We start from the raw sequence: 23,741 nt of genomic DNA, 5'->3' as shown, positions 1-23,741 counted from the left end.
TCTCCCGTGCTGTTCGGGAGAAGGGGGTCGGGGGGATGAGGGGCCTCGCGAGCGCCAGCGAGCCCCCGCCGTTTACCGCCCCAGCTCCTCGGCGACGATGCGCGCGAAATCCTCCACCATCGCGCCGAGCGGCCTCGTGAGCGCGCCGCGGGCGCTGGAGTTCACCTGCATCGCGACGGCGAAGTCCTGCCGCGGATAGTAGCGCACGTCGGTGAAGTAGCCGGGGAAGAAGCCGCTGTGGCCGTAGCTGGTGCCCAGCGGCCCTTCGCGCACGATCACGCCCAGCCCGTACTTCGTCCCCGCACCCAGCATGGGCGCGGCGACGCCGTCCACCACCTGCGCCAGCATCGCCTGCGGGATCTCCTTCCCGCCCCACAGCAGCGCCGCCCAGCGCGCCAGGTCGGACGCCGAGGTAGCGTATCCCCCGCCCGCCCACTCGAGCTGCGGGTTCACGATGAAGCGGCCGTCGCGGATCATCCGCGGCTCGTGGCCGAAGTCGTTGTCCGGACCCGCGTACCCCTGCACCACGCCGGGGAGGACCACGGTGTCGGACGGGATCACGTCCGCGAAGCGATTCGGCTCCAGCACGCGGCGGCGGATCTCCTGCTCCAGCGTGCTGCCGGTGATGCGCTCGATGATGGCGCCCAGCACGATGTAGTTCGTGTCCGAGTAGTCCCATCCACGCCCCGCCTCGAACGGCGCCTGCGTGCCGAGGAGATACGAGATCCGCTCGGCGGGCGTCCAGCGCTTCATCGGGCTCGCGTTCAGGTCGCGCAGGAAGGCCGGATTGAACTCGTAGCGCACCAGGCCGCTGGTGTGGTTCATCAGCATCCGCACGGTGATCGCCCGCGCGTTGGGCAGGCGATCGAACCACGGCTCCGTCCCCAGCCAGGTCGAGATCGGCTGGTCGAGCCCCAGCTTCCCCTCGCGCACCAGCTGGAACGCCACGGCGGCGACGAACGTCTTCCCCGTGCTCCCCGCCAGCATGCGATCGCGCGGGCGCATGGCGACGCCGCTGCTGTCCGCCAGCCCCGTGCTCAGCGCCAGCGTGCGCCCGTCCGGCAGCGCGACGCCGAGCGTGGCGCCGGGGAAGTGCCCCGTCGCGTGCAGCGAATCGAGCTTCGCTTGCAACCGCGCCGTCAGTCGATCCGTCGCCGGCGCGGGCTGGGCGAGCCGCGGCGCGCATGCGGCGGAGACCGCGACGGCGATGGCCACGCTGCCGGGGAAAACCGTGGATCTCACGAATAATCGACGTATCGCGTGACGCTTCATCTGTGGCTCAGAAGATGTTCAAGGACCAAGGATTACATCTCTCGATGTCATCCTGAGGGAGGCGCCGCCCCCAACTCTCGACCGCACGGGTGTTTGGGCGCCGACCGAAGGATCTACTTGCCCTGCGGACAGGCCCGTCTTCCGCGCGGATATCCATCCCGCCATGCAAGATCCTTCGGGCGCGCAGACGTTCGGGTGGACGCAGCTTCACTGCTCCGCGCCCTCAGGATGACACCCTGACGCGCGTCTCCCAGCTTACTTCGGCAACGCTCAGGACTGCCGCACGAGCGAGGAAATCGTCTCCCAGAAGCCGGGGAAGCTCACGGCGACGCAATCGCGATCATCGACCGTGATGTCGTTGCCGGGGAGCACGGCGAGCACGCCGAACGCCATGGCGATGCGGTGGTCGCCGTGGGTGGCGACGGTACCCCGCAGCGGGCGGTCGGAGCCGCACACGACCAGGCCGTCGGCCAGCTCCTCCGCCTCGCCGCCGATGGCGCGGATCGCGGCCACGATGGCGGCGATGCGGTCGCTCTCCTTCACCCGCAGCTCGCCCGCGCCGGTGATGCGCGTCTCGCCCTCGGCGCGCGTGGCCATCGCGGCGAGGACCGGCACCTCGTCGATGGCGGCGGGGATGTCTTCGGCGCCGATCTGCGCCGCCTTCAGCCGCGACGGGCGGACGACGAGGTCCGACACGGGCTCGCCGCCGGCGGCACGGCCCCGCTCCCAGCTCACCAGCCCCATCATCAACCGGGCGATGGAGAAGAAGCCGGTGCGCGTGGGATTCGCGAGGACGCCGCGGATGCGCAGCTCGCCCGCGTCCGCCATCAGCGCCAGCGCCGCCAGGAACGCCGCGGACGACGGATCGCCGGGGATGCGGAGATCGAGCGGCGGCAGCGGCGCGTCCCACGCCCCCAGCACCGCGCGGACGCCGTCGCCCCCCTGCTCGGTCCGCACCGGCGCGCCGAGCGAGGACAGCATCCGCTCCGTGTGGTCGCGCGAGAGCACGGGCTCGGTGACGGAGACGGGGACGCGCGCACCCACGCCCGCCAGCAGCACCGCCGACTTGATCTGCGCGCTCGCCTTCGGCGAGACGTAGTCGATCCCGTGCAGCGCGCCGCCGGCGACCACGATCGGCAGCCGGTCGGGCGACTCGAGCTCGCGGAAGCGCGCGCCCATCTCCGCCAGCGGCGCGGTGATGCGCCGCATCGGGCGGCTGCGCAGCGACGCATCCCCCGTCAGCACCGATGCGAAAGGGCGCGATGCGAGCCATCCCATCATCAAGCGGGACGTCGTTCCGCTGTTGCCGCAGTCCAGCGGCTCCGCGGGCGCGCGCCACGCGCCGATCCCCCGCCCGCGCACGACGATCTCGCCCGCGTCGTCCGGCGGCGCGGGGACGTCGCAGCCGAGCGCGCGGAGCACGGACGCGGTGCTGCGGCAGTCCTCGCCGGGGAGGAGGCCGGAGAGGCGGCTGTCGCCCTCGGCCGCGGCGGCCAGCATCAGCGCGCGGTGGGTGATCGACTTGTCGCCGGGGACGGTGACGTCGCCCGAGATGCGGAGGCTCATTCGCCTGCGTTCGAAATCGTGGACCGGGTGCGGCGGCGAAACGTATCTTCTCGGGAGCGAGGCGCAACCAGATCACGCCGTGCTCCTTCATCCGCGGGCCCTTATCGCAACGCACCCCTCACTCTCCCCGGCCATGAACGCATCCCGCTGGCACATCATCGCTTGCGCGGCCGCCCTCTCGCTGGCCGCCGTCCCCGCGCACGCGCAGCGCGTCACCGTCACCGGGCAGGTGACCGACGGCACCGGAGAGCCCATCCCCGGCGCCATCGTGAAGGTAGGCGACGAGGAGCACGTGGCCGTCACCGACGCGCAGGGCAACTTCGCGGTGCGCGGCGTGCGCCCCGGCGAGCGCACGGTGTGGGCGAACGCGCTGGGCTACGCCATGTCCGCCGGCACGGTGACGGTGACGGAGACCGGCGCCCCCGGCGTGGACCTGGTGCTGGACCGCGCGCCCATCCTGCTGGAGGGGATCACCGCCACGGTCAACCGCTTCGAGGCGCGGCGGCGGGCGTACGCGCACTCGGCGCGGGTGATGAACGAGGGAGAGATCGCCACCAGCGGCGCCGCGAACATGCGCGAGTTCGTCGAGGCGCGCGCCGGGCTCTATCGCGTGGCGTGCGGCGGTTCGCGCGGCGGCGGGCTGAACTGCGTCAACATCCGCGGGCGGCCGTCGCAGCCGGTCGTCTACGTGGACGAGGTGAGGTGGCTCGGCGGGCTGGACATACTCTCCTACTACCGGCCCGCGGACGTGGCGCGCGTGGAGGTGTACAGCGGCGGCCAGCAGGTGCGGGTCTACACGCGCTGGTTCATGGAGTGGGCCGCGCAGCACAACTACCAGCCTTGGCCGATCCTCATCTCCGGATACTGAAGGGTGTTGCAGAACCTCCGGCTTCGGAACTCCTCTGGTGTCATCCTGAGAGAGGCGCCGCACCGAACTCTCGCCCGCACCGAAATCTGGCGCCGACCGAAGGATCTACTCGACCCGCGGGAGATTCCGGTTCCTCCGGGCAAACATCCGGCCCGCCATGCAAGATCCTTCGGGCGCGCAAAGTTCTGTATGAACGCGACTCCAGTGCTCCGCGCCCTCAGGATGACATCCGTGAGGGCGCCGCGCGGCGGCAGACGTTCGCGGGATGCAGGCCACGGTCACACTTCGTCGCATGGCGCGGAATCGGGGCGAATCCGGAACATGCCGTGCACCTCTATCCCGCCGACCGAGTGAGACGCATCACCCTCCACCAGCCTCTCCGATGAACGCATCCCGCTGGTACAACATCGCTTGCGCGGCCGCCCTGGCCGCCGTGGCGCTCGCCGCCGGCCCCGCGCGGGCGCAGCGCGTCACCGTGAGTGGACAGGTGACCGACGCAGACAATGGACAGCCCGTGGCCGGCGCGTTCATCCACGTGGACGACGACGACCGCGAGGTGATGACCGACGTGCAGGGCCGCTTCACGCTGCGCCGCGTGCCGCAGGGCGACCGGGTGATCTGGGCCACGGCGCTGGGCTACGGCGTGGAGGCGCAGCCGGTGACGCTGGGAAGCGGGTCGGCGACGGTGAACCTGGCGCTGCGGCGCGACCCCGTGCGGCTGGCGGCCATCACGGCGACGGTGAACCGCTTCGAGTCGCGGCGGCGGTCGTTCGGCGGCAGCGCGCGGCTGATGACGGATCGCGAGATCACCAACTCGGCCGCGCGCGACATGCGCGACTTCTTGCTGGTCCGTGCCGGGCTGAGCCGCGTGCAGTGCGTCGGCATCTCCGCCGGGGGATCGGGTGGGTCCGACTGCGTGAGCCTGCGCGGGCGCCCCGCGCAGCCGGTGGTGTACGTCGACGAGGTCCGCTGGGGTGACGGACTCGGCGTGCTGGCAACGTACCGCCCCGAGGAGGTGGCGCGCGTGGAGGTGTACGGCGGCGGCCAGCAGGTGCGCGTCTACACGCGCTGGTTCCTGGAGTGGGCCGCGAACCACAACTTCCATCCGCTGCCGCTGGTGGTGAGCTGAGGCCATCGCCGAAGATCGCAGGGCCGCGCCGGAATCCCGGCGCGGCCCTGCTTTTTTCCGAGTGATCATACCATGCTCACCGGCAGCTGCAGGAGGATGATCACCCCGCCGCGGCCCGCAGCGCGTCGGCCAGGGCGGTGCAGTCGTCGGGCGTGTTGTAGACGTTCGGCGCCACGCGGACGGCGTCGCCGCGGAGGGAGACGGAGACGCGGCGCTCGCTGAGCGCCGCCTGCAGCCGCGCGGTGTCGGCGCCGGCGGGGGCGCGCAGGCCGAACAGGTGCGCGCCGCGCCATGGCTCGTCCTCCACCGTCCAGCCCAGCCCGCGCGCGGCGGCGATCAGGTCGCGGGTGAGCTCGCGCGTGTACTCCTGCACCGCGGCGGGCGTCCACGCCAGCACCTGCTCCAGCGCGGCGATCAGCATCGGCATGTTGGCGAAGCTGCTGCGCTCGCCCACGTCGAAGCGCGCGGCCGTCGGCTGGTACTCGTCCTCGTAGTCGACCAGCGCGGTGAAGTCCTCGCTTCCCAGCCGCCCCATCCACGTCTCCTCCAGCGGCGCCCAGCCGTCGCAGCGCTCGCCGAAGTACGCCGCGCCCAGGCCATACGGTCCCAGCAGCCACTTGTATCCCGCGCACGCCAGCACGTCGGGCCGGACCGCGGCCACGTCGAAGGGCATCGCGCCGACGGACTGGGTGCCGTCGACGAACAGCAGCGCGCCCACCTCGCGCGCGCGGGCGCCGATGCGCTCCAGGTCGAAGCGCGTGCCGTCGGCCCAGTGCACGTTGCCGAGCGCGACCAGCGCCGTGCCGCCGTCGATCGCCTCGACCAGCCGCGCGTTCCAAGCCTCGCCTCGTCCGTGGACGGCGTCGGGGGGATCGACCATGCGCAGCGTAGCGCCGGCCTCGGCGCAGAGGCGCCGCCACGCGTACACGTTGCTGGGGAACTGCGCCCGCGCGACGACCACGTTCTGCCCCGCGCGAAGGTCCAGGTTCCTGGCGACGGCGGCGGCGGCGTACGACACCGCGGGAACGATGGCCACGCGCTCGGCCGCGCAGTTCACCAGCCGCCCGAACAGCCCCCGCGCGCGGTCGGAGTCGGTGAAGAAGTCCGCGGCGGTGATGCTGGTCGGGTCGCGCCGGCGCTGCACCGCCGCGATGCCCGCCGCCTCGACGGACTTCAGCAGAGGGCCCATGTACGCGCAGTTGAGGTAGTGCAGCCCTTCGGGAAGATGGAACAGCTCGCGCTGGCAGCTCGGCATGTCGAGGCCCCGGCTGAAGGGTGATGCGTGAATCTTCGCCCTCCCCCGCCCCGCTGCAATCCCGCTGGCGTCGCGGAGACGGAGAACTGCAGATTCTCTCACAGAGGGCACGGAGGTCACAGAGGACGAGATGGTTCTCCGTGTCCTCTGTGCCCTCCGTGAGAGGCCATTCTTTCAAGAAAATGGGGGATGATGGAGATCAGGATCGATGCGCGGATCGCCGAGGCGGCGCCGGGGCTGGTGCTGGGATGCGCGCGCGCGGCGGTGCGCACGGAGCCCGGCAGCGACGCGCTCTGGGCGGAGATGCAGGACGCCGCGCGCGAGGCGATCGCCGACCCGGCGGAGCCGCCCGCGCGCCCGGCGATCGCCGCCACGCGCGAGATGTACAGGCGGCTGGGGAAGGAGCCGTCGCGCTACCGCGGCTCGCCCGAGGCGCTGCTGCGGCGCTCGCGCGCGGGAAAGGAGCTGTACCGCATCCACAACGTGGTCGACGTCGTCAACCTGGTCTCCCTGCGCACGCTGCTGCCCATCGGCCTGTACGACGCGGCGAAGGTGCGGCCGCCCGTCACCCTGCGCCGCGGCGCGCCGGGCGAGGCGTACGACGGCATCGGCAAGGAGCAGCTGAACCTCGACGGCCTCCCCGTCCTCGCCGACGCCGCCGGCCCGTTCGGCAGCCCCACCAGCGACAGCCTCCGCACGATGGTCACCGGCGACACGCGCGAGGTCGTCGCCGTCGTCTTCGGCGTCACCGGCCGCGCGAGCCTGGAGCCCGCGATGGCCCTCCTCGCCACCCTCCTCCGCCGCCACTGCGGCGCGACGGACGTGGAGACGTGGTTCGTCGGAGATTCGTAAGAATCTGTTGCTGTTGCAGTTACCTCTCCCATCAGTTTGGGAGAGGTCGAAAAAACGAAGAGCCGAGACGGCAGTTTTGTCTCGGCTCTTCGTTTTTTCGGGTGAGGGCCTCACCGGCTGGCGGCCCCTCGATTACCTCCCTGACGCACCAGTGCCCAGGAACCGCGCTGAGTTCCTGGGCACTGGGCACTAGGCACTAGGCACTGGGCACTTCGGTCAGAACGTCTTCAGATACTCGATCAGCGCCCACTTCTGCTCGTCGGTGAGCTGCGTGCCGTAGGTGTGGCCCTGGTTGCCGTTCCCGGGGACGGTGGTGTCGAGCTTCCACCCGCCGCGCTCCGCATCCGGCCCGGTGGTCACGTACCCCACGTGCACCGGGTCGTACACGTCGAAGCCCGTGTAGAACGACTTCGGGCGGTTGGCCGGCGGCTGCAGCAGGTCCCACAGCGTGGGCACCGAGCCGTTGTGCAGGTACGGCGCGCGCGCCCAGATCCCGTCGATGGGCGTGTCGGTGTAGCCCTGCGTCTTCCGGTACGCCTGGAAGCGGAAGGGATACTCCTCCACCGCGTGGAAGCGGTCCACCAGCCCCTGCGTGAACGAGTCCAGCCGGTGGCGGTCGGTGCCGATCTCCTCGATCGGCGTCACCTGGCCCACCTTCGGCGCCCCGAACGAGTGGCAGCTGCTGCAGTTCTGCTGGTAGATCGCCTCGCCCTGCGCGGCCTTCGCGCGGTCGACGGGGAACGGATACGGCGCCGGCTTCAGCTCCAGCGCGAAGTCGAACACCCGCTGGAAGCTGGGGAGGATCACCGAGCGCGGAGTCGCACCGACGGCCATCGCCGCGGCGAGGTTGCGGTCCTCGAGCCGGTTGTTGTTGCCGTCCCAGTGCAGCCACAGGTTGCGGCGCAGTGCCTGGTTCCAGATCTGCGGCAGGTCCACCGTGCCGATCGTGCCGTCGTCCGGCATGTGGAAGACGTTGATCTTCGTCGGGTTGAACGTGTCCGTCCGCCCCGGGCCCTGCACCGGCCGGCTGTTCTGCCACGCGTAGTCGCGCTTCTGCTTCAGCAGCGAGCTCTGCGTCATGGGGAGGATCACGTAGCGGTACTGCAGCTTCTCCGCCGCCGACAGCGGGTGGTTCTTCTCGATCGCGGCGATCAGGTTGTCGGCCGTGAAGCGCGGGTCGCCCGCCACGCCGTAGAGGAAGCGCTGCATCGCCTGCAGGTCCAGCAGGTGCGCCGGCGCGCCGGGGATGATGCGCTGCGGGCTGTCCACCGCGGCGCGGTAGCTCCCCGTGTGGCAGAGCGAGCAGTTCGGCTCCACCGCGGGGAAGCCCGAGTCGTGCCGCGCGAAGCCGATCGGCAGCGGGTTCCCCTCCTCGTACAGCAGCCCCAGCGCCTCCATCCCCGGGCGGCCGTTCTGCGGCAGCAGGTCGGGGAAGAGCGTGGGCAGCACCTCCCACACGTACAGCGGCACCCGGGCCGACGGGTTCATCCCGATCGCCCCGTGCTTGTAGTGGTCGAGCGGCGAGTCGCCCTGCACCCCGCCCGCCTGCTGCGCGGGGCGCACCTCGCTCCCCACCGCCACCGTCCCCAGCACGCCGATGGCCACCACGGTCAGCACCGACGCGGCCAGCGGCTTGATCCCCGACAGCGCCTGCCAGACGGGGTGCCTGTCCGCGCGGTAGGCCAGGGCCAGGAGGACCAGGAGGATGACCCCGTAGCCGAAGTCGGAGAGGAAGTTCACCAGGTAGGCCGACTGGTACGGCGTGCGGAACACGTTGTACCAGAAGATCCCCACCGCCACCCGGTTCAGCGCCATCAGCAGCGGCATCGCCGGGTTCCGCTTCGGCCCGATGGCCGTGGCCACGTAGGCCAGGGTGAGCGAGAGGAGGATCACCGCCACCACGTTCAGCCACACGTGCGAGAACATGGTCTGCCCCGCCCCCAGCTGCGCCGCCAGGAACCCCTTGAAGAAGAGCGCGGGGACGATGAACAGCGCCACGTTGGTCGTGATCCCCACCCAGGTGACGATGCGGAACCACTTCCACGCCGTGTTCTCGCCCTGGCGCGACTGCTTGAGCGCCGCCAGCTCCGCCTTGATGTTCGCCGGCGTCGGCTTCAGCCCCGCCGGGGCGAAGAACAGCAGGACGGCGTGCGTAACGAAGAGCACCGCCTCGACCGCGAAGAAGAGCCGGAACACGTGCCGCGTGGGCGACAGGATCGCCACGCCCCAGTACGCCGCGAGCAGGAGGTGGCCCAGGGTGAAGGTCCACACCTGCCAGCGGTACTGGTCGGGCCGCCCGGCCACGGGGAAGGAGAAGAGCGCCCAGACCAGCGCCAGCATCCCCAGGTTGGCCACCCACACGTAGCTGAACTCCACCCATTCAACGCCCAGCATCACGCTCAGGAAGTCGGGCGCGAAGACCGAGAGCGCGCCGAACAGCACGTACGGCAGCGTCCCCAGCCCCACCGCCCAGCCGAGCAGCTTCTCGGATCGGCTCATGGCTCAGTTCCCCGCGGGTTCGGGTTCGCCCGGCGTGGCCGCCTCGGGCGTGGCGATCGCCGCGAACTCCACCGTGGCGCCGGGGAGGGTGGCGGTCTTCTCCAGGTGCGCGAGGATGTGCGGATACACGTCCTTCGCCGCGTCCTCGCCGTAGATGCAGTCGATGTGGCCGTAGCCGGGGATCACGTGGCGGCTGTACAGCTCCGCCCCGTTGGCCGCGGACAGGTTCTTCACCGTCAGCTCGGTGCTGACCGGCAGGAAGCAGCGGTTCTCGGCCCCGTGCACGAACTCGATGGGGATGGCCATCCGCTCCAGGTTGGGGAAGTAGACGTCCTTCCCGTCGGCCGCCACCACCTTCTTCTTCCGCACCATCAGCGCGAGGTGCTTGAACTGGGCGATGGCCGCCAGCCCGAACATCTCGTGCAGCACGTTGTGCGTGTCGGGGTTCAGCGTGGTGTGCTTGTACAGCGGCCCGTAGAGGAAGCTGATGCGGTGGCAGACGGGGTCGTGGCAGCGCCCCTGCGCCACGAAGTACGCGTACATGGCGGCGAAGCGGTCGAACAGCTTGCCGATCCAGCTCTCCCGCTTGTCGGTGTACGCCGTCAGCGTCTTGAAGCCGAAGACCTGGAGGACGTTGGGCAGGTGCATCGCCGACTTGATGGCCGTCAGCGCCGGCGTCTTCACGTTGGTGCTGATCTGCGAGATCACCGCCGAGCGCACGCTGTCGCCCAGGTGGCCGCCCAGCATGGCCATGGTGAACGTGGTCGCCCCGTAGCAGTGCGCCACCATCTGCACGTTCGGCGCGCCGGTCACCTTCTTCACCGTCGCCACCGCGGCGGGATAGTCGTACTTCGCCACGTCGTCTCCGGTGGACTGGAGGCGCGCGTCCTCGGGAAGGGCGATGCTGCTGCGGTAGTCCAGCAGCCAGCAGTCGTACCCTTGAGCGTACAGGTACTCGAGCAGGTTGGTCTGGATGGTGTCGACCGAGAAGATCAGGCTCGACACGCCCAGCCCGTGCGAGAGGATCACCGGCCCCTTGGCCCCGCCGCGGTAGCGGGTGAGGCGCAGCTTGACCCTGTCCTCCGTCCAGAAGTCGTGCACCTCGGGCGCGCCCACCCGCAGCGGGCGGCGCTTGCGCGGGCTCTCCTCGTACTCCAGGTGGGTGAAGGCGCCCACCACGCCGCCGTACTGGTCCCACAGGTTGCCGGCGAAGAAGCGGCCGAACTTCTCCATCCACTTCAGCCGCTCCTTGAACGACGAGGCGTTGGTCACCTTCATCGTGGTCATCTGCCGCGCGAAGTCGGCCGCAGCGATGGTCAGCACGCCCTTCCCCAGCACCGGCGCCGCCTCGTTGTCGCCGTCGCGGACGGTGACGTAGAGCGTCGTCGTCTGCGGCCAGGCGTGGATGGCCGAGCCGTCGGTCATCTCCTTGAAGCCGGAGAAGAACCAGGCGCGTCCCTCCTCGCTCCGCATCACCATCCGGTAGATCATCTGCTTGGCGCCCGCCTGCTGCGCGTCGTCCACGAACAGGTGGAACTCGCCCTGGCTGACGGCGAGCGCCTTCGGCGACAGCGCGGGGCAGATCACCGTGCCGATCATCGTGGCCCGGTGCGCCGGGTCCTCGATCATCGCCTGCACGTCGTCGCTCTGGATGGTGAGGGTGAACTCCAGCCGGTCGCCGGCCGTCTTCCCTTCCGCGGCCGCGTGCTGGTAGTCGAGCCCCGCCGTGCGCGACCAGAACCCCTTCATCGTCTCGGTGAAGCGGATCCCGGGCTTCGGCTCCTGCCAGTCCGCCGGCTTCTGCGACGGCAGCGCGTAGTCGATCGTCCATCCCCGGTCCGCCGCGAGCAGCGCCACGTTGCGCTCGGAGACGGCGGAGATGGTGAAGAGCGGGTTCACCCCCAGCGAGGTGGGGATGACGGAGCCGTCGGTCACGTACAGCCCCTCGTGCACCGCCGTCCCCGTCGAGCCGCTGAAGACCTGGCCCTTGTGGTTCACCACGCCCTGCGACGCGTCGTCGGCCATCACGCAGCCGCCCAGCGGGTGCACGGTGATCAGGTTGGAGCCGAGCGCCGGCGCCCAGACGGGGTTCTCGATGTAGCACCCGTCGAGCGGCTCGGTGGACTCCTTGAGCTCCTGGTTGATGGACTGGAAGACCGGCTTCTTTCCCACCCCCGGCCAGCGGATGCGGATGCGGTCGTCCTCCAGCACCAGGCGCCCGTCGCTGCCGTCGTGCGCCATCACCAGGTACGTCTGCGTCTTGCGGTCGGCGCCCACGCGCGGGCCGAGGACGATGCTCTCGATGGTCTGCTCGATCTCGCGCAGCTTGTGGTGCACGCCGGCGTGCGTCTCCTGCCCCACCGCCGCCTCGGCCGCCGCGAACGCGACGGGAAGGAGGTCGGCGATGGCGCCGGGGATCGAGCCCTCCTCGATGATCGACCCGTCCTCCACCTTCGCCGTCTTGGTCCGGTCGATCACGGTGGTGATGCAGGGGCCGCACGGCCGGTCGGCCTTGGGCTTCCTGTGCCCGTAGCCGATGCCGTCGATGTTGTCCTTGCAGTCGTAGGCGAAGCCCAGGACGTCGCCGTTGCCGGAGAAGTGGTCGCCCACGCGGTCGCTGGCGGGCAGCCCCTTCGCCCGCGAGCGGAGCATGATCTCCGTCGACCCCAGCGTGCCGGCGGAGATGACGACGACGTCGGCGCGGACGAAGAGCTCGGGCGCCTTGAACTCGCCGCGGCCGCTCCCCACCCAGTCGAAGTGCACGGTCCAGGTGCCGTCGGGCTCCTTCTCCACGTACTTCACCGCGCACTGCGTGAAGATCTCCGCCCCGTGGTTGCGCGCGTCGGGGAGGTAGTTCATCAGCGTGGTGTTCTTCGCGCGGACGTTGCACCCGCTCACGCAGTCGCCGCAGTTGTTGCACGGCTTCTGGATCGTCCCCACGTGGTTCGGGCCGTCGACCGTGAAGTTCACGTTGATGTCGGTGCGGCGGAACTCGGCGGGCTGGTCGGGATGGATCTTCTTGAGGTACGCGGCGGACACTTCCTGCGCCGTGAGCTTGGGGAGCGGCGGGTACCCCTTCGTCCCCCCGGGGGGATACGGATTGGGGCGCAGCATCTTCCACGCGCGCTGGTACCCCTCGTCGAGGACCGAGCGGTCGCGCAGCTCGGCCGGCCAGCGCGCCTGCGCGAACACCCGCTCGTCGGGGACGATGGAGACGTTCGCGTTGATCAGCGAGGTGCCGCCCAGGCCGCACCCCACCAGGGCGCTCATGTCGGGGTGCACGTGGAAATCGAACAACCCCAGGCGGTTGCCCACGTGCCCCTCGTTCAGCAGGGCCTGCATCTCGTGCGCGGCCTCGGGAAGGGTGTCGGGGTACTCGCCCGGCTGGATCTCGCGGCCACGCTCCAGGAGGCAGACCTTGCGGCCCGCGCGCGCCAGGCGCGACGCGGCGATGCCTCCGCCGTAGCCGGATCCCACGACCACCACGTCGTAGTGGTCGCGCATCTGCTCGACGGGACGGGAAAGACGGTCCATGCGGCGGTCCTGCCGTGTGTGCGGCGATGGAGGGAAAACGGGGAAGTCCCGCAGCGGGGTCGGGACGGGGAAAATCTTTGCGGAACGTGGTGCGGAAACGGTGAGTTGCGCCGGGTGTGGGGAAACATCGGGCGCGACAGGGTATGATGCGTGGGGAATCACCCCCTGTCAACACCTTTTGTGACGAAAGGATGTAGCAGAATCACCCTCCGATCTCCCGCCTGCGCCGCCGCGGAACGAGTGGATGGCGCCGGGGAGACTGCATCAGTTTCCGGCGCTCACTGCGGCACGTCCGCGGCGAAGAAGCGGCGCAGCGAATCCGCCGTCTCGCGGGGCGCCTCCTCGGGGAAGAAGTGGCCGGCGTCCACGCCTTCGCCACGCACGTCGGCGGCCCAGCCGCGCCACCGCGCGAGCGGCCCGCCCTCGAGCGGCGGCCCTCTCCCGCCCCACTGCGCGAAGATCCGTCGTCTCGCCCCTGTCGATCTCCGCCGCGGCTCCACGCGAGCTCAGGGCAGCTACTTCATCTCCCGGATCGTCGCCGGAATGCCCTCGCGGACGCTGGGGTACCTGGGCGTCCAGCCGCTGGCCTCGCGGAGCTTGCGGTTGGAGATGCGCTCGCTACGCGACAGCAGCTCGCCCAGCGACCCCGCCAGCTTCGCCACCCAGCGCGGGAAGAGCTTCGGCACGGGCACGCCGAGCGCGTTGGCGATCACCCGCGCGAACTCCAGCCGCGTCACCGGCTCGTCGTCGGTGGCGTTGTAGAGCCCCGCGGGCACGCCGAGCGCGGCGATCACCGCGCCCGCCGCGTCGTCGTGCGAGATCGACGAGACGTACGCGTCCGGCGCGCCGAGAAGCGGGAAGCGCCCCTTCCGCACGAACTTCACGAAGTCCACCGTCTGCATCGCGTCCGGCCCGTAGAACGCGCCGAAGCGGAGCACCACGCCCTGCCGCCCGTCTCCCGTGAAGCGGTGCGCCGAGGCCTCCGCGTCGAGCGAGGTGCGGTTGTAGCGCGCGGGCTTCACCGGCGACGCCTCGTCGATCCAGCGGTCGCCCGCGTCGGCGTAGAGCGGCGCGAACGCCTCCTGGATGAAGCGCGTCGCCCCGCCCGCGATGGCCGCGTCGACGAGGATGCGCGAGCCGTCGCGGCGCACGCGGTCGTTCTCGCGCCAAGTGCCTGGGAGGAACATCTTCGTGCTCGACGACGGGATGTGCGTCGCCAGGTTGATCACCACCTCGTGCCCCGCCACGGCGCGTTCGACGGCGTCGGAGTCGAACAGGTCGAGCACCACGGGCGTGGCGCCGGCGCGCTTCAGCCGCACCGCCTTCTCCGTCGTCCGCGCCACGGCGGTGACCTCATGGCCGAGCGCGATCAGCTGCGGGATCACCCGCTTCCCCACCACACCGGTCGCGCCGGTGACGAATATGCGCATCTCCCGATCTCCTTCTCGGAATTTCAGTGACAGTCGGATGCGGGCCGGGGCCGCCTTCGAGACGAGATTCGCCCCCGCCGTGTGACAGTATTGCAGAATAGCACGACCGGTCGTATACTACCGTCTATGGGAAAGGGAAACCAGAGCCGCGAACGGATCGTGACCACCGCGCTGAGCCTGGCCAGCATCGACGGGCTGGAGGGGCTCAGTCTCGGCCGCCTGGCCGACGAGGTGGGGATGTCGAAGAGCGGGCTGTTCGCGCACTTCCGCTCCAAGGAGCAGCTGGAGCTGGCGGTGATCGACGAGGCGGCCGAGCGCTTTACGGAGATGGTGGTGCGCCCGGCGTTCACCGCGCCGCGCGGCGAGCCGCGGATCCGCGCGCTGTTCGAGCGGTGGCTCCAATGGACGGGGCAGGAGAGCCTTCCCGGCGGATGCGTGTTCGTGCACCTGGGCGCGGAGCTCGACGACCGCCCCGGCCCCGCGCGCGACGCGCTGGTGGCCCAGCAGCGCCGCTGGTTCGAGGCGCTGGCCGGCGCAGCGCGGCTGGCCATCGACGCCGGCCACTTCCGCGCGGACACCGATCCCGAGTTGTTCGCCTTCCAGATGCACGGCATCTTCCTGACCTACAACCACGTGCAGCGCGTGCTGGGCGACCGCAACGCCGAAGCGCGCGCGCACGGCGCATTCGACGCGCTGCTGGCGTCCGTCCGCGCGGACGCGGCCGCCGCGAGCCGATCCCCATCACCCTGACCGCAGGAGGAGCACCATGCCCGCACGCCGAGCGACTCAGAAAAGCACGACCGGTCGTACTCTCCTGCACCTCTTCTTCGGCACGGCCTCGCGCGTGGCGCCGCGGTGGACGGAGCGGCGTGCGGCGCGGCTCTTCCTGACGCCGAAGCGCCGGCGCCGCCCCGTGCCCGCGCCGCCGGAGTCGGCCGCCGGCGTGATCTCCCGCCCCTTCGTGCTGGAGATGGACGGGCTGCGCGTTCCCGCCTGGAGCTGGGGCGCGGGGCCGATGGTGCTGCTGGCGCACGGCTGGGCGGGCGGCGCGGCGGACATGGCGCCGCTGGCAGGCGCGCTGGCCGAGGCGGGATACCGCGCGGTGTTCCTGGAGCTCCCCGGCCATGGCGACGACGGGCGGCGGCACACCTCGATGGCAGAGTGGCTGCGCGCGCTGCGGGGGATCGTGGGGCTGCTGGGCCAGCCGTACGCCGTCGTCGGCCACTCGATGGGCGCGGCGGCCGTCGCGCTGGCGCTGGACGAGGGCGTGGAGCCGCGCGGCGCCGTGCTCCTGGCGCCCGTGGTGGCGCCGATGGCGTTCGCCGACCGCTTCGCGCGTTTCATCGGCCTCCCGCGCGGGCGGATGGCGGGGCTGACGCGCGAGCTGAACCGCATCGTCGGGCGCGACGTTTATTCGTTCGACGTGCGGCGGGTGGCGCGCGGGACCGCCGTCCCCGCCCTGCTGGTGCATGACCCGGCGGACCCCGAGGCGCCGTACCACGAGCACGCGAGGGAGATCGCCGCGGCGTGGCGCGGCTGCGAGGTCGTCGAGACGCCCGGCCTCGGCCACCGCGGGATGCTGGCGGACCCGGAGACGATCGTGCGCGCGGTCCGCTTCGTCGACGGCCTGCGCCGCGGCGCCCGTCGCGTCACCGTGCCCGCCGTGCGCCTGGCGACGGGCACCGACGGCGACTGATCCCAGAACAGAAGGGCTCACGCAAAGTCAGCAGGGTCAGCGGTTAGTTCACTGCTGACCCTGCTGACTCTGCGTGAGCCCAATTTTTTCCTCTGTTACGGCGGGCCGCCGCGCAGGCGCTGAATTCGGGCCACAGACGACCCCGGTTGGCACCTCCAACCGGGGATTTTCCTTGATTCCACGGGCGTAATGCGCACCTCTCGGGTCGCAGAAGACACGAAGTTGACAGACCGAACATGACACGCTAGCATTCGGCCCTCCCATGAACACTCCGATCATGTACCGCCACGCTGGAGCCCGCCCATGCTTGCCACGGTCACCGCCGCAGCCGTGCTGGGAATCGACGCGTTCCTGGTCACCATCGAGGCCGACGTATCGAGCGGCCTCCCCGCCTTCTTCATGGTGGGCCTGCCGCAGGGCGCGGTGAAGGAGGCCCGCGACCGCATCCAGGCCGCGCTGGCCAACAGCGGGTTCTACATCCCACCGCGCCGCATCACCCTCAACCTGGCCCCCGCCGACGTCCCCAAGCAGGGGAGCGCCTTCGACCTCCCGCTCGCCGTGGGGATGCTGGCCGGCTCGGCGCAGATGCGCTCCATCGACCGCCTCGCCGAGTACATGATGGTCGGCGAGCTGGGGCTGGACGGCGCGCTGCGCCCCGTGCGCGGCGCGCTGCCGCTGGCCATCGCCGCCAGGGACGCGGGGTTCCGGGGGATCGTGCTCCCCGCGCACAACGTGGCCGAGGCGGCGGTAGTGGACGGGCTCGACGTGCGCGGCGCCGGCACGCTGAAGGAGATCGTCCACTTCCTCGAAGGCTCGGCCGACCTGCCGCGCACCACCATCGACCGCGAGGCGCTGTTCCGCGCCGCGTCGCTCGCCGAGCTCGACTTCGCGGACGTGAAGGGGCAGGAGCACGTCAAACGCGCGCTGGAGGTGGCCGCGGCCGGCGCGCACAACATCCTCATGGTCGGCCCGCCGGGCTCGGGGAAGACGATGCTCGCGCAGCGCCTCCCGGGCATCCTCCCGCCGCTGACCTTCGAGGAGGCGCTGGAGACGACGAAGATCCACTCCGTGGCCGGCCTGCTCGGCGGCACGAAGGCGCTCGTCGCCACGCGGCCCTTCCGGAATCCCCACACCACCATCTCCGACGCGGGGCTGATCGGCGGCGGGCCGCATCCGCGCCCGGGCGAGGTCTCGCTCGCCCACCACGGCGTGCTCTTCCTCGACGAACTCGCCGAGTTCCGCCGCAACGTCCTCGAGGTTTTGAGACAGCCGATCGAGGACGCCCGGGTCACCCTCAGCCGCGCGGCAGTCTCCCTCACCTACCCCTCGCGGTTCATGCTCGTCGCGGCCATGAACCCCTGCCCCTGCGGCCACCACGGCGACACCCAGCGCCGCTGCACCTGCGCCCCGCAGGCGGTGCAGCGCTACCTCGGCCGCGTCTCCGGGCCGCTGCTGGACCGCATCGACCTGCACGTGGAGGTGCCGGCCGTGCGCTACCGCGACCTCTCCGACCGCCGCGCGGGCGAGCCCAGCGAGGCCATTCGCGAACGCGTGGCCCGCGCGCGCGAGGTGCAGCGCGCGCGCTTCGGCGACCGCGCGGACGCGCACGCCAACGCGCACATGGGCGCGCGCGACCTCCGCGAGCACTGCCAGATCGGCGACGGCGGCGAAGCGCTGCTCCGCACGGCCATCACGCGGCTGGGCCTGAGCGCGCGAGCCTATCACCGCGTGCTGAAGATCGCCCGCACCATCGCCGACCTCGACGACGGCGGCGACATCACCACCGCGCACGTGAGCGAGGCCATCCAGTACCGCTCGCTCGACCGCGCCAGCGCCGCCGCAGCAGCCGCAGCGGCGTCCGGGTGAGCGGACGAACTCGATGGTTTTGAAGGGAAGAAATGTCCCTTCTTGAAAAAATGTTAAAGGAGACATATATTCAACCTGAGCCCGCGTCGAGACGCGAGAAGGAACCCGGTGGCGTTCGCACTGGAGGCGCCCGAGCCATGGGCCAGCGGCGGATGGAAGATCAAAATCCTGGACCGCGAGTGGGGCGAGGAGCCTCACTTCAACTTCATCCACAAACGGGCGATGTGGAGGTTCGGGCTGCGCAGGCGGGAGTTCATGGACAGGGACCCCGACCCGCGCGACGTCCCGGCGGATCTGGTCGGGTTCGCCGTGGGCAGGCTGCCGCTCCTCGTCGAATGCTGGGACGCGGCGCATCCACGCAATCCGGTAGGAGCGAGCGAGGACCACGATGAATGATGCAATCCTGCTGCTCGGCCCCGAGCGCGAAGGTGCGGAGGCGCTTTCCGGCCTCGGGGCCGTGCGGGTCCAAACCCGCGGTCAGATCCGGGCGGCGGTGGGCGACTGCCTGGTCGAGCACCTGTGGGTGGCGCCGCGCGCCGACGACCTGCTGCCGCTGGTGTCGTTCCTCGGCACCGACCGCTGCGCGCGCCGCGCCCTCCGCAGCCAGAGCGTCGTCGTGCTGGAACCGCTCTCCTCGGCGCAGCGCGCCGTGTATCCGGAGCTGTTCCGCCGCATCCTGGCGCCCGCCGAGGGTGTCCGTCTCCTGCCCACGGAGGAGCTCGTGGACGTGCTGGCCGCGCCCGACGCGGGCGACTATCTCGCAGGCGTGGCCGTCGACGCGGCCAGCGGCGTGGTGGTGCTGTACCGCGGCACCCTCGAGCCGCTCATCGTCCCGTTCGCGTGGTTCCAGCGGCCGGGGGGCGGCACCGCCCCCGACTTTTCGGACTTCGGCGTGGGCGACTACGGCCAGACGGTCCGCTTCGGCAGCTACGAGGCGGCGGCCAGCGCCATCCTCTACGAGTTCGACCCCGAGTACCGGAAGCGGGCCAGGGCGCGCGAGCTCGGGCTGGACCGCTCGATCGGGGGATCGGTGCGCAGGCTCCGCATCTTCCGCGGGCTCCGCCAGTCGGACTTTCCCGGCATCTCCAGCAAGGAGATCGGGCGGATCGAGCGCGGCGACATCCAGAAGCCGCACGCCGCCACGCTCGCGGCCATCGCGGCGCGGCTGGGTGTCACCGTCGACGAGCTGCGGAGCTACTGACGGCAGATCTGCCGTCGGCCGAGGGCAGCGGAAGGGCGCTCGAGAGGGCGCCTTTCTGTCCTGGTCGTGCGTGGGGCTGGGTATTTTCGCCGAGATTCGCTAGATTGATCGTCTTCTCGCGCGGTGCGCGGTGGGTCGTTGGGCGCACCGGCCCCTGATCGAAGTGTTGGAGGACGCCCGCCTGGACGCGCGGAGACACCGCGGCCGAGGCGAGTCGTCCCTGTTTTCGCCTTTACGGAAGGAATCATCGTGGTCGAGGTTCAGCTCGCGGAAACCGATCGCCTGGACTGGGCGCTGAAGCAGTTCCGCCGCCGCATGCTTCGCTCGGGAATGTTCCGCGACATGCGCCGCAAGCGCTTCTACGAGAAGCCGAGCGAGGCGCGCAAGGCCAAGGCGAAGGCCGCCGAGCGCCGCCGGCACAAGGACCGCAAGCGCGCGCGCCGCGGCGAGTTCTAGCCGCGGCACTCAGGACCCATCGATGACCACAGCACCGGGGGCGGCGTCCAGCCGCGCCCCCGGTGCTGTTTCGTGCGCCCATCCGAGAGATCCCCCGCTCCATTCCCGAATCGACCACAGCGACGGATGAATCGCGCTGTCCTGCGACGCGTCGATCCCCGCTCGCGAAGCCTGATCCCCCGTCGCTGATCTCCCCACTCGCTATCTCCGGCCATCCCTCGAATGCGGTGCGATTCTCCCGACACCCGAAGCCGACGCAACTCCGCAATTTGAAGGCGGCAAGACGGAAGTGTCCGGAGGATTCGTTGCCGGTCGCCGCGTACCTGGGTTCAACGCGGAGCGTCGGAGGCGGGTCCTTCGGGCACCTCCGTTCCGGTCGCCCGTCTCACCGGATGCGCAGGCCGGCTTCGGCGGCGCGGCCGCGCGGGAGGGTGGGGGCGTAGAAGAAGACCCATACGCGGTAGACTCCGCGCGGTACCTGGCGCCCTTCGATGTCGCGCTGGTCCCACACGATCGTGCGGACGACGCTCGCGCGCGGCGGCAGCGTGAGGACGCCGCGCTGGAAGCCGGTATCGAAGTCGCGGCGCAGCCACACGACCAGGCCGCCCCCCGCGATCACGCGGACGAGCCAGTCCGGCGGCTGGTTCGGCGGAACGCGCAGCGTGACGGGGCGGTCCAGCCGGTTCGTGAGGCTCACGCGGATGGGCACCGGCCGCCCCGCGCGCACCGTCGCGGGCACGGCGACCGACACCTGCACGGAATCGGTCAGCTGCGCCGCCGCGCCGTCCGTCATCCCCCCGACCGCGAGGGCGAGCATCGCACCCAGCCGGCGCACCGTTCGCACTCGAATCTCCTGCCTGATCGGTTCACCTGCAGTTCGAACTCCCCCTGCCCCACCGGTCGATCGCCCGCTGGACGACCGGCCGCACGATGTTCCCGTGCAGCACGTCGCGGACCCGATTATCGTTGCTCGCGGGACATCATCTCCAACCCGACGCGAGCGATGAGCGACGACGAGCTGAGCAGGGTGCGGCGTATCTGCCTGGCGCTGCCGGAGGCCACGGAGCAGGTAGCCTGGGGCGAGCCGACGTGGCGGGTGCGCAAGAAGCTCTTCGCCATGTTCGCCGGCAACCATCACAACGACGGCCGGATCGCGCTGTGGTGCAACGCGCCGCTGGGCGTGCAGGAGCACCTGGTCCGCACCGAGCCCGAGAAGTACTTCGTGCCGCCGTACGTGGGCGTGAAGGGGTGGATCGGGATCATGATCGCCCGCGCGAGCGACGAAGAGATCGCGTCGCTGGTGCTGGACGCGTACTGCATGGTGGCGCCGAAGCGGCTGCAGGCACAGGTCTGACATCTCCCGTCCAGTGCGACCGGATACGGCGGCGCGGCTCACCGAAAACCGGCGGGCGGGAAGGCGGATCGCAGGAGCACGGTTCATGCAGTGCGACTGAGCCGTCTGAAGGTAGCAGATCTTGAAGCAGGCGAACGAGATAGGTTGGATCGCAGGGGATTTGATCGCCCGGCTGCGTTGAAGTGGCAACCCGCGTCGAAAGGCCTCGTACGTACCGCATCGCCCTCGCCATCGTGCTGGTTTCTGGTGCAATGCTGCACACGAACGCAGCCGCGCAGGCGCTGAACGCCGCCGACTCGGCGTCGCTGGCGCGCGCGGCCGCGGCCACGGTCGTTTCCGAGATCCTGTCGGACACCCGCGGGATCCCGGTGGAGCTGACTGCGCCCGTCTCGCGCTTCGATTCGCTGGTGGCGCGGGAGATCGCGGCCAGCGGGCGCCTCACCCGACCCGCCGCGTCCACGCAGCCGATGGAGGTGGGGACGCGCGGGATGCACATGGTGGCCAACCAGCCCGCCGTGATGATCGAGGTCACGCGCTGCGAGGGCTCGGGCGCGCGCCGGAGCTGCTGGAGCAGCCTGGAGATGTACCAGTACGCGCGCGACGGCGGCCGCTGGAAGCCCGTCGACCCCGGCTCGTAGCTCCCGCGGCGACGGCCCATCCGCGCACGAACAAGAGCGGGCGGCCACCACGGCCGCCCGCTTCGTCGTCTCCGCAGATGAGGCAGCGGCACCACATCCGCCGTGGCGTCCGCGTCCCCTCCTCCGGTCTCCCTAGCCGAAGAGGCCCCCGCGGCGGCGGCGCCTTCCCGTCCCCAGCAGCGCGCCCATCAGCCCGCGGGTGATCTGCGAGGCCACGGAGCGCGTGACGGGCGACTTCATCACCTGCTCGAACACGCCCGGGTCTTCCTTCGGCGCGCGGCCGCGGCCCCGCGCCGGCTCGGGGCGGTAGCTGTAGGCCGGCGGGCTGGCGGCCTCCTGCGCGGCCTGCCGCTCGTACTGGTATCGCGGCGGAGGCGGCACCCCCGGCTGGCTGGGGAGCGGCGGCGGAGATCCCATCTGCGCGGTGCCGGGCTGCACCGGGGGGAGCGGCGGCGGGGGCGGCCCGGCGGAGACCGGCGGCGGGGGCGGCGCGGCGCCGGTGACGCGCTGTTCCAGCATCTCCCGCGCGCTCTGGCGGTCGACGTCCTGCGCGTACTCGGCCACCTGCGGCGACGCGGCCAGGTGCTGCTGCAATTCGGCCTCGGTCAGCGGGCCCATGCGGCTGGCGGGCGGCACCATCCGGGTGACGAAGGGCGGCGTGGGCACGCCGTTGGGCGAGAGGGTGCTGACCAGGGCCTCGCCGATCCCCATCGTGGTCAGCGTCTCCTGGATGTCGTACAGCTGGGTCTTGGGAAACGTCCGCGCGGCCGCCCGCATCGCCTTCTCGTCGTCTTCCGTGAACGCCCGCAGCGCGTGCTGGATGCGGTGGCCCAGCTGCCCCAGCACGTCGGGCGGCACGTCCTTGGGGCTCTGGGTGACGAAGAAGACGCCCACGCCCTTCGAGCGGATCAGCCGCACCGTCTGCTCGATCTGCTGCAGCAGCGTCTTGCTGGCGTTGTCGAAGAGGAGATGCGCCTCGTCGAAGAAGAACACCAGCTTCGGCTTCTCCACGTCGCCGAGCTCGGGGAGCTGGCCGTAGAGGCGGGCCAGCATCCACAGCATGAAGGTGCTGAACGCCGCCGGCCGGTCCTGCACGTCGCGCAGCTCCAGCACGGAGACGAGGCCGCGGCCGTCGGGCGTGGTCTGCATCAGGTCGTCGAGATCGAACTCCGGCTCGCCGAAGAAGTCCTCGGCGCCCAGCTCCTCCAGCTCCACCATCTCGCGCAGCAGCACGCCCACCGTCTGCTTGCTCATCCCCCCGTACTCCTTCAGCTCGTCGGCGCCCTCGTCGGCCAGGTAGCGCAGCACGGCGCGGAGGTCGGAGAAGTCGAGCAGGAGCAGGCCCTTGTCGTCGCAGAACTTGAAGACCAGGGTCAGCACGCTGGCCTGCGTCTCGTTCAGCCCCAGCACCCGGGCCAGCAGGAGGGGGCCGAAGGAGGAGACGGTGGCGCGGAGCTGCGCGCCCAGCTTTCCCGTCAGCGACAGGTATTCGACGGGGAAGCCGGCCGGCTGCCACGCGAACCCCGTCTCCGCCGCGCGCCGGGAGACGCGGTCGCCGCCCTCGCCCGGCGCGGCGATGCCGCTCAGGTCGCCCTTCACGTCGCTCACCAGCACGGGCACGCCGGCGGCGGAGAGCTGCTCGGCCAGCAGCTGCAGCGTCTTGGTCTTCCCCGTTCCCGTGGCCCCGGCGATCAGGCCGTGGCGGTTCATCATCGACAGGGGAAGGTGGATGAGAGGCTCGGGCGCGCACTGGCCCTCGTGCACCACCGCGCCCAGCGTGACGGTGCCGGCGGACGGGGGAAAGGCGGCGCGCGCCGCTTCGATGACCTTGGGATCCATGCTCGCGGGCGATGCGGGTTCTGGATTCAGGGGGATGGAGATCGCGTGCGCGGACGGCGGCAGGCCCCGTGCCGCGCCGTCCGCGCTCCCCCGGGCGCGGGAAGATAGCGTTCTCCCGTCCCCGCCGCGAAAGTGAACGCGGCGCGTGTCTCGTTGATTTAGAAAAGTCCGGGGTTTGGTTGATTTAGAAATGTCCGGCGAAAGGTTCCTTGCTTGCGCCAGGGATGATCGGGCGCGGGTTTGTTGGGTTTGGAAGTTGTTTGATCCCTCTTCTCCCGAGGAGGAG

General features: G+C 70.8%; 20 protein-coding genes. 11 read left to right on the top strand and 9 right to left on the bottom strand.

Features of this window, described 5'->3' with window-relative positions; genetic code table 11:
- Nucleotides 1–72: 72 nt before the first annotated feature.
- Complete coding sequence (locus tag VF092_10720; GenBank protein HEX6747753.1) at nt 73–1,242, bottom strand: serine hydrolase domain-containing protein; 1,170 nt, start codon at nt 1,240–1,242, stop codon at nt 73–75.
- Between the two features lie 300 nt (nt 1,243–1,542).
- Nucleotides 1,543–2,838 carry a 3-phosphoshikimate 1-carboxyvinyltransferase gene (gene aroA, locus VF092_10715; GenBank protein ID HEX6747752.1) on the bottom strand — a complete coding sequence of 432 codons (1,296 nt, stop codon included), beginning with the start codon at nt 2,836–2,838 and terminating at the stop codon, nt 1,543–1,545.
- A gap of 133 nt (nt 2,839–2,971) precedes the next feature.
- On the opposite strand from aroA, the gene VF092_10710 reads away from it, so the two are divergent.
- Both VF092_10710 and VF092_10705 read left to right on the top strand, forming a co-directional pair.
- Nucleotides 2,972–3,706, top strand: a complete 735-nt coding sequence (locus VF092_10710; GenBank protein ID HEX6747751.1) for a carboxypeptidase regulatory-like domain-containing protein — start codon at nt 2,972–2,974, stop codon at nt 3,704–3,706.
- A 382-nt stretch (nt 3,707–4,088) separates the two neighbouring features.
- Nucleotides 4,089–4,835 carry a carboxypeptidase regulatory-like domain-containing protein gene (locus tag VF092_10705; GenBank protein HEX6747750.1) on the top strand — a complete coding sequence of 249 codons (747 nt, stop codon included), beginning with the start codon at nt 4,089–4,091 and terminating at the stop codon, nt 4,833–4,835.
- A 100-nt stretch (nt 4,836–4,935) separates the two neighbouring features.
- On the opposite strand, the gene VF092_10700 is transcribed toward VF092_10705, so the two are convergent.
- Nucleotides 4,936–6,090 (bottom strand): aminotransferase class V-fold PLP-dependent enzyme, encoded by a 1,155-nt coding sequence (locus VF092_10700; protein HEX6747749.1) that lies wholly within the window; start codon nt 6,088–6,090, stop codon nt 4,936–4,938.
- A gap of 192 nt (nt 6,091–6,282) precedes the next feature.
- Here VF092_10700 and VF092_10695 point away from each other — a divergent pair, with 192 nt between their 5' ends.
- Nucleotides 6,283–6,942: a phenylalanine--tRNA ligase beta subunit-related protein gene (locus tag VF092_10695; GenBank protein HEX6747748.1), complete on the top strand. Its 660-nt coding sequence runs from the start codon at nt 6,283–6,285 to the stop codon at nt 6,940–6,942.
- Nucleotides 6,943–7,158: 216 nt separating this feature from the next.
- Here the strand turns inward: VF092_10695 and VF092_10690 are convergent, their stop codons facing one another.
- The 4 genes from VF092_10690 to VF092_10675 all read right to left on the bottom strand — a co-directional run bounded on the left by VF092_10690 (nt 7,159) and on the right by VF092_10675 (nt 14,405).
- On the bottom strand, nt 7,159–9,441 hold the full coding sequence (locus tag VF092_10690; GenBank protein HEX6747747.1) for a c-type cytochrome: 2,283 nt from the start codon (nt 9,439–9,441) through the stop codon (nt 7,159–7,161).
- A 3-nt stretch (nt 9,442–9,444) separates the two neighbouring features.
- Nucleotides 9,445–12,975 carry an alpha/beta fold hydrolase gene (locus tag VF092_10685; protein HEX6747746.1) on the bottom strand — a complete coding sequence of 1,177 codons (3,531 nt, stop codon included), beginning with the start codon at nt 12,973–12,975 and terminating at the stop codon, nt 9,445–9,447.
- A gap of 278 nt (nt 12,976–13,253) precedes the next feature.
- The gene (locus VF092_10680; protein ID HEX6747745.1) at nt 13,254–13,475 is read right to left on the bottom strand and encodes a hypothetical protein; all 222 of its coding nucleotides are present in this window, start codon (nt 13,473–13,475) and stop codon (nt 13,254–13,256) included.
- Between the two features lie 15 nt (nt 13,476–13,490).
- Nucleotides 13,491–14,405: an NAD(P)-dependent oxidoreductase gene (locus tag VF092_10675; GenBank protein ID HEX6747744.1), complete on the bottom strand. Its 915-nt coding sequence runs from the start codon at nt 14,403–14,405 to the stop codon at nt 13,491–13,493.
- A gap of 159 nt (nt 14,406–14,564) precedes the next feature.
- Between VF092_10675 and VF092_10670 the strand changes: the two genes are divergently transcribed.
- The 6 genes from VF092_10670 (at nt 14,565) to rpsU (ending at nt 19,624) form a co-directional block, all read left to right on the top strand.
- Nucleotides 14,565–15,155, top strand: coding sequence for a TetR/AcrR family transcriptional regulator (locus VF092_10670; GenBank protein HEX6747743.1), 591 nt, complete (start codon nt 14,565–14,567; stop codon nt 15,153–15,155).
- A 16-nt stretch (nt 15,156–15,171) separates the two neighbouring features.
- On the top strand, nt 15,172–16,101 hold the full coding sequence (locus VF092_10665; protein ID HEX6747742.1) for an alpha/beta fold hydrolase: 930 nt from the start codon (nt 15,172–15,174) through the stop codon (nt 16,099–16,101).
- A gap of 303 nt (nt 16,102–16,404) precedes the next feature.
- Complete coding sequence (locus VF092_10660; GenBank protein ID HEX6747741.1) at nt 16,405–17,967, top strand: YifB family Mg chelatase-like AAA ATPase; 1,563 nt, start codon at nt 16,405–16,407, stop codon at nt 17,965–17,967.
- A gap of 108 nt (nt 17,968–18,075) precedes the next feature.
- Entirely contained in the window at nt 18,076–18,363 is a 288-nt protein-coding gene (locus tag VF092_10655; protein ID HEX6747740.1) for a hypothetical protein, read from the top strand.
- Nucleotides 18,356–19,168 (top strand): helix-turn-helix domain-containing protein, encoded by an 813-nt coding sequence (locus VF092_10650; GenBank protein ID HEX6747739.1) that lies wholly within the window; start codon nt 18,356–18,358, stop codon nt 19,166–19,168. The genes VF092_10655 and VF092_10650 overlap by 8 nt, the downstream gene beginning before the upstream one ends.
- A gap of 249 nt (nt 19,169–19,417) precedes the next feature.
- A complete protein-coding gene (gene rpsU, locus VF092_10645; GenBank protein HEX6747738.1) occupies nt 19,418–19,624 on the top strand; it encodes a 30S ribosomal protein S21 in 207 nt (68 codons plus the stop codon).
- Between the two features lie 385 nt (nt 19,625–20,009).
- Here rpsU and VF092_10640 read toward each other — a convergent pair whose 3' ends face one another.
- Entirely contained in the window at nt 20,010–20,468 is a 459-nt protein-coding gene (locus VF092_10640) for a hypothetical protein (GenBank protein HEX6747737.1), read from the bottom strand.
- Nucleotides 20,469–20,627: 159 nt separating this feature from the next.
- Here VF092_10640 and VF092_10635 point away from each other — a divergent pair, with 159 nt between their 5' ends.
- Nucleotides 20,628–20,978 (top strand): MmcQ/YjbR family DNA-binding protein, encoded by a 351-nt coding sequence (locus VF092_10635; GenBank protein HEX6747736.1) that lies wholly within the window; start codon nt 20,628–20,630, stop codon nt 20,976–20,978.
- A 251-nt stretch (nt 20,979–21,229) separates the two neighbouring features.
- Complete coding sequence (locus tag VF092_10630; GenBank protein ID HEX6747735.1) at nt 21,230–21,616, top strand: hypothetical protein; 387 nt, start codon at nt 21,230–21,232, stop codon at nt 21,614–21,616.
- Nucleotides 21,617–21,748: 132 nt separating this feature from the next.
- Here the strand turns inward: VF092_10630 and VF092_10625 are convergent, their stop codons facing one another.
- Nucleotides 21,749–23,455, bottom strand: a complete 1,707-nt coding sequence (locus tag VF092_10625; GenBank protein ID HEX6747734.1) for a helicase HerA-like domain-containing protein — start codon at nt 23,453–23,455, stop codon at nt 21,749–21,751.
- Between the last annotated feature and the right edge of the window lie 286 nt (nt 23,456–23,741).

The sequence above is a fragment of the Longimicrobium sp. genome (assembly GCA_036377595.1).
Classification (GTDB): Bacteria; Gemmatimonadota; Gemmatimonadetes; order Longimicrobiales; family Longimicrobiaceae; genus Longimicrobium.
Note: the sequence above shows the minus strand (reverse complement) of the source record. Positions and strands in the feature narration are given on the sequence as shown.

Coding starts and splice junctions, on each gene's coding strand:
- aroA (HEX6747752.1), bottom strand. CDS start 2,838: ATGAGCCTCCGCATCTCGGGCGACGTCACCGTCCCCGGCGACAAGTCG.
- VF092_10710 (HEX6747751.1), top strand. CDS start 2,972: ATGAACGCATCCCGCTGGCACATCATCGCTTGCGCGGCCGCCCTCTCG.
- VF092_10705 (HEX6747750.1), top strand. CDS start 4,089: ATGAACGCATCCCGCTGGTACAACATCGCTTGCGCGGCCGCCCTGGCC.
- VF092_10700 (HEX6747749.1), bottom strand. CDS start 6,090: ATGCCGAGCTGCCAGCGCGAGCTGTTCCATCTTCCCGAAGGGCTGCAC.
- VF092_10695 (HEX6747748.1), top strand. CDS start 6,283: ATGGAGATCAGGATCGATGCGCGGATCGCCGAGGCGGCGCCGGGGCTG.
- VF092_10690 (HEX6747747.1), bottom strand. CDS start 9,441: ATGAGCCGATCCGAGAAGCTGCTCGGCTGGGCGGTGGGGCTGGGGACG.
- VF092_10685 (HEX6747746.1), bottom strand. CDS start 12,975: ATGGACCGTCTTTCCCGTCCCGTCGAGCAGATGCGCGACCACTACGAC.
- VF092_10675 (HEX6747744.1), bottom strand. CDS start 14,405: ATGCGCATATTCGTCACCGGCGCGACCGGTGTGGTGGGGAAGCGGGTG.
- VF092_10665 (HEX6747742.1), top strand. CDS start 15,172: ATGCCCGCACGCCGAGCGACTCAGAAAAGCACGACCGGTCGTACTCTC.
- VF092_10660 (HEX6747741.1), top strand. CDS start 16,405: ATGCTTGCCACGGTCACCGCCGCAGCCGTGCTGGGAATCGACGCGTTC.
- VF092_10650 (HEX6747739.1), top strand. CDS start 18,356: ATGAATGATGCAATCCTGCTGCTCGGCCCCGAGCGCGAAGGTGCGGAG.
- VF092_10635 (HEX6747736.1), top strand. CDS start 20,628: ATGAGCGACGACGAGCTGAGCAGGGTGCGGCGTATCTGCCTGGCGCTG.
- VF092_10630 (HEX6747735.1), top strand. CDS start 21,230: ATGCTGCACACGAACGCAGCCGCGCAGGCGCTGAACGCCGCCGACTCG.
- VF092_10625 (HEX6747734.1), bottom strand. CDS start 23,455: ATGGATCCCAAGGTCATCGAAGCGGCGCGCGCCGCCTTTCCCCCGTCC.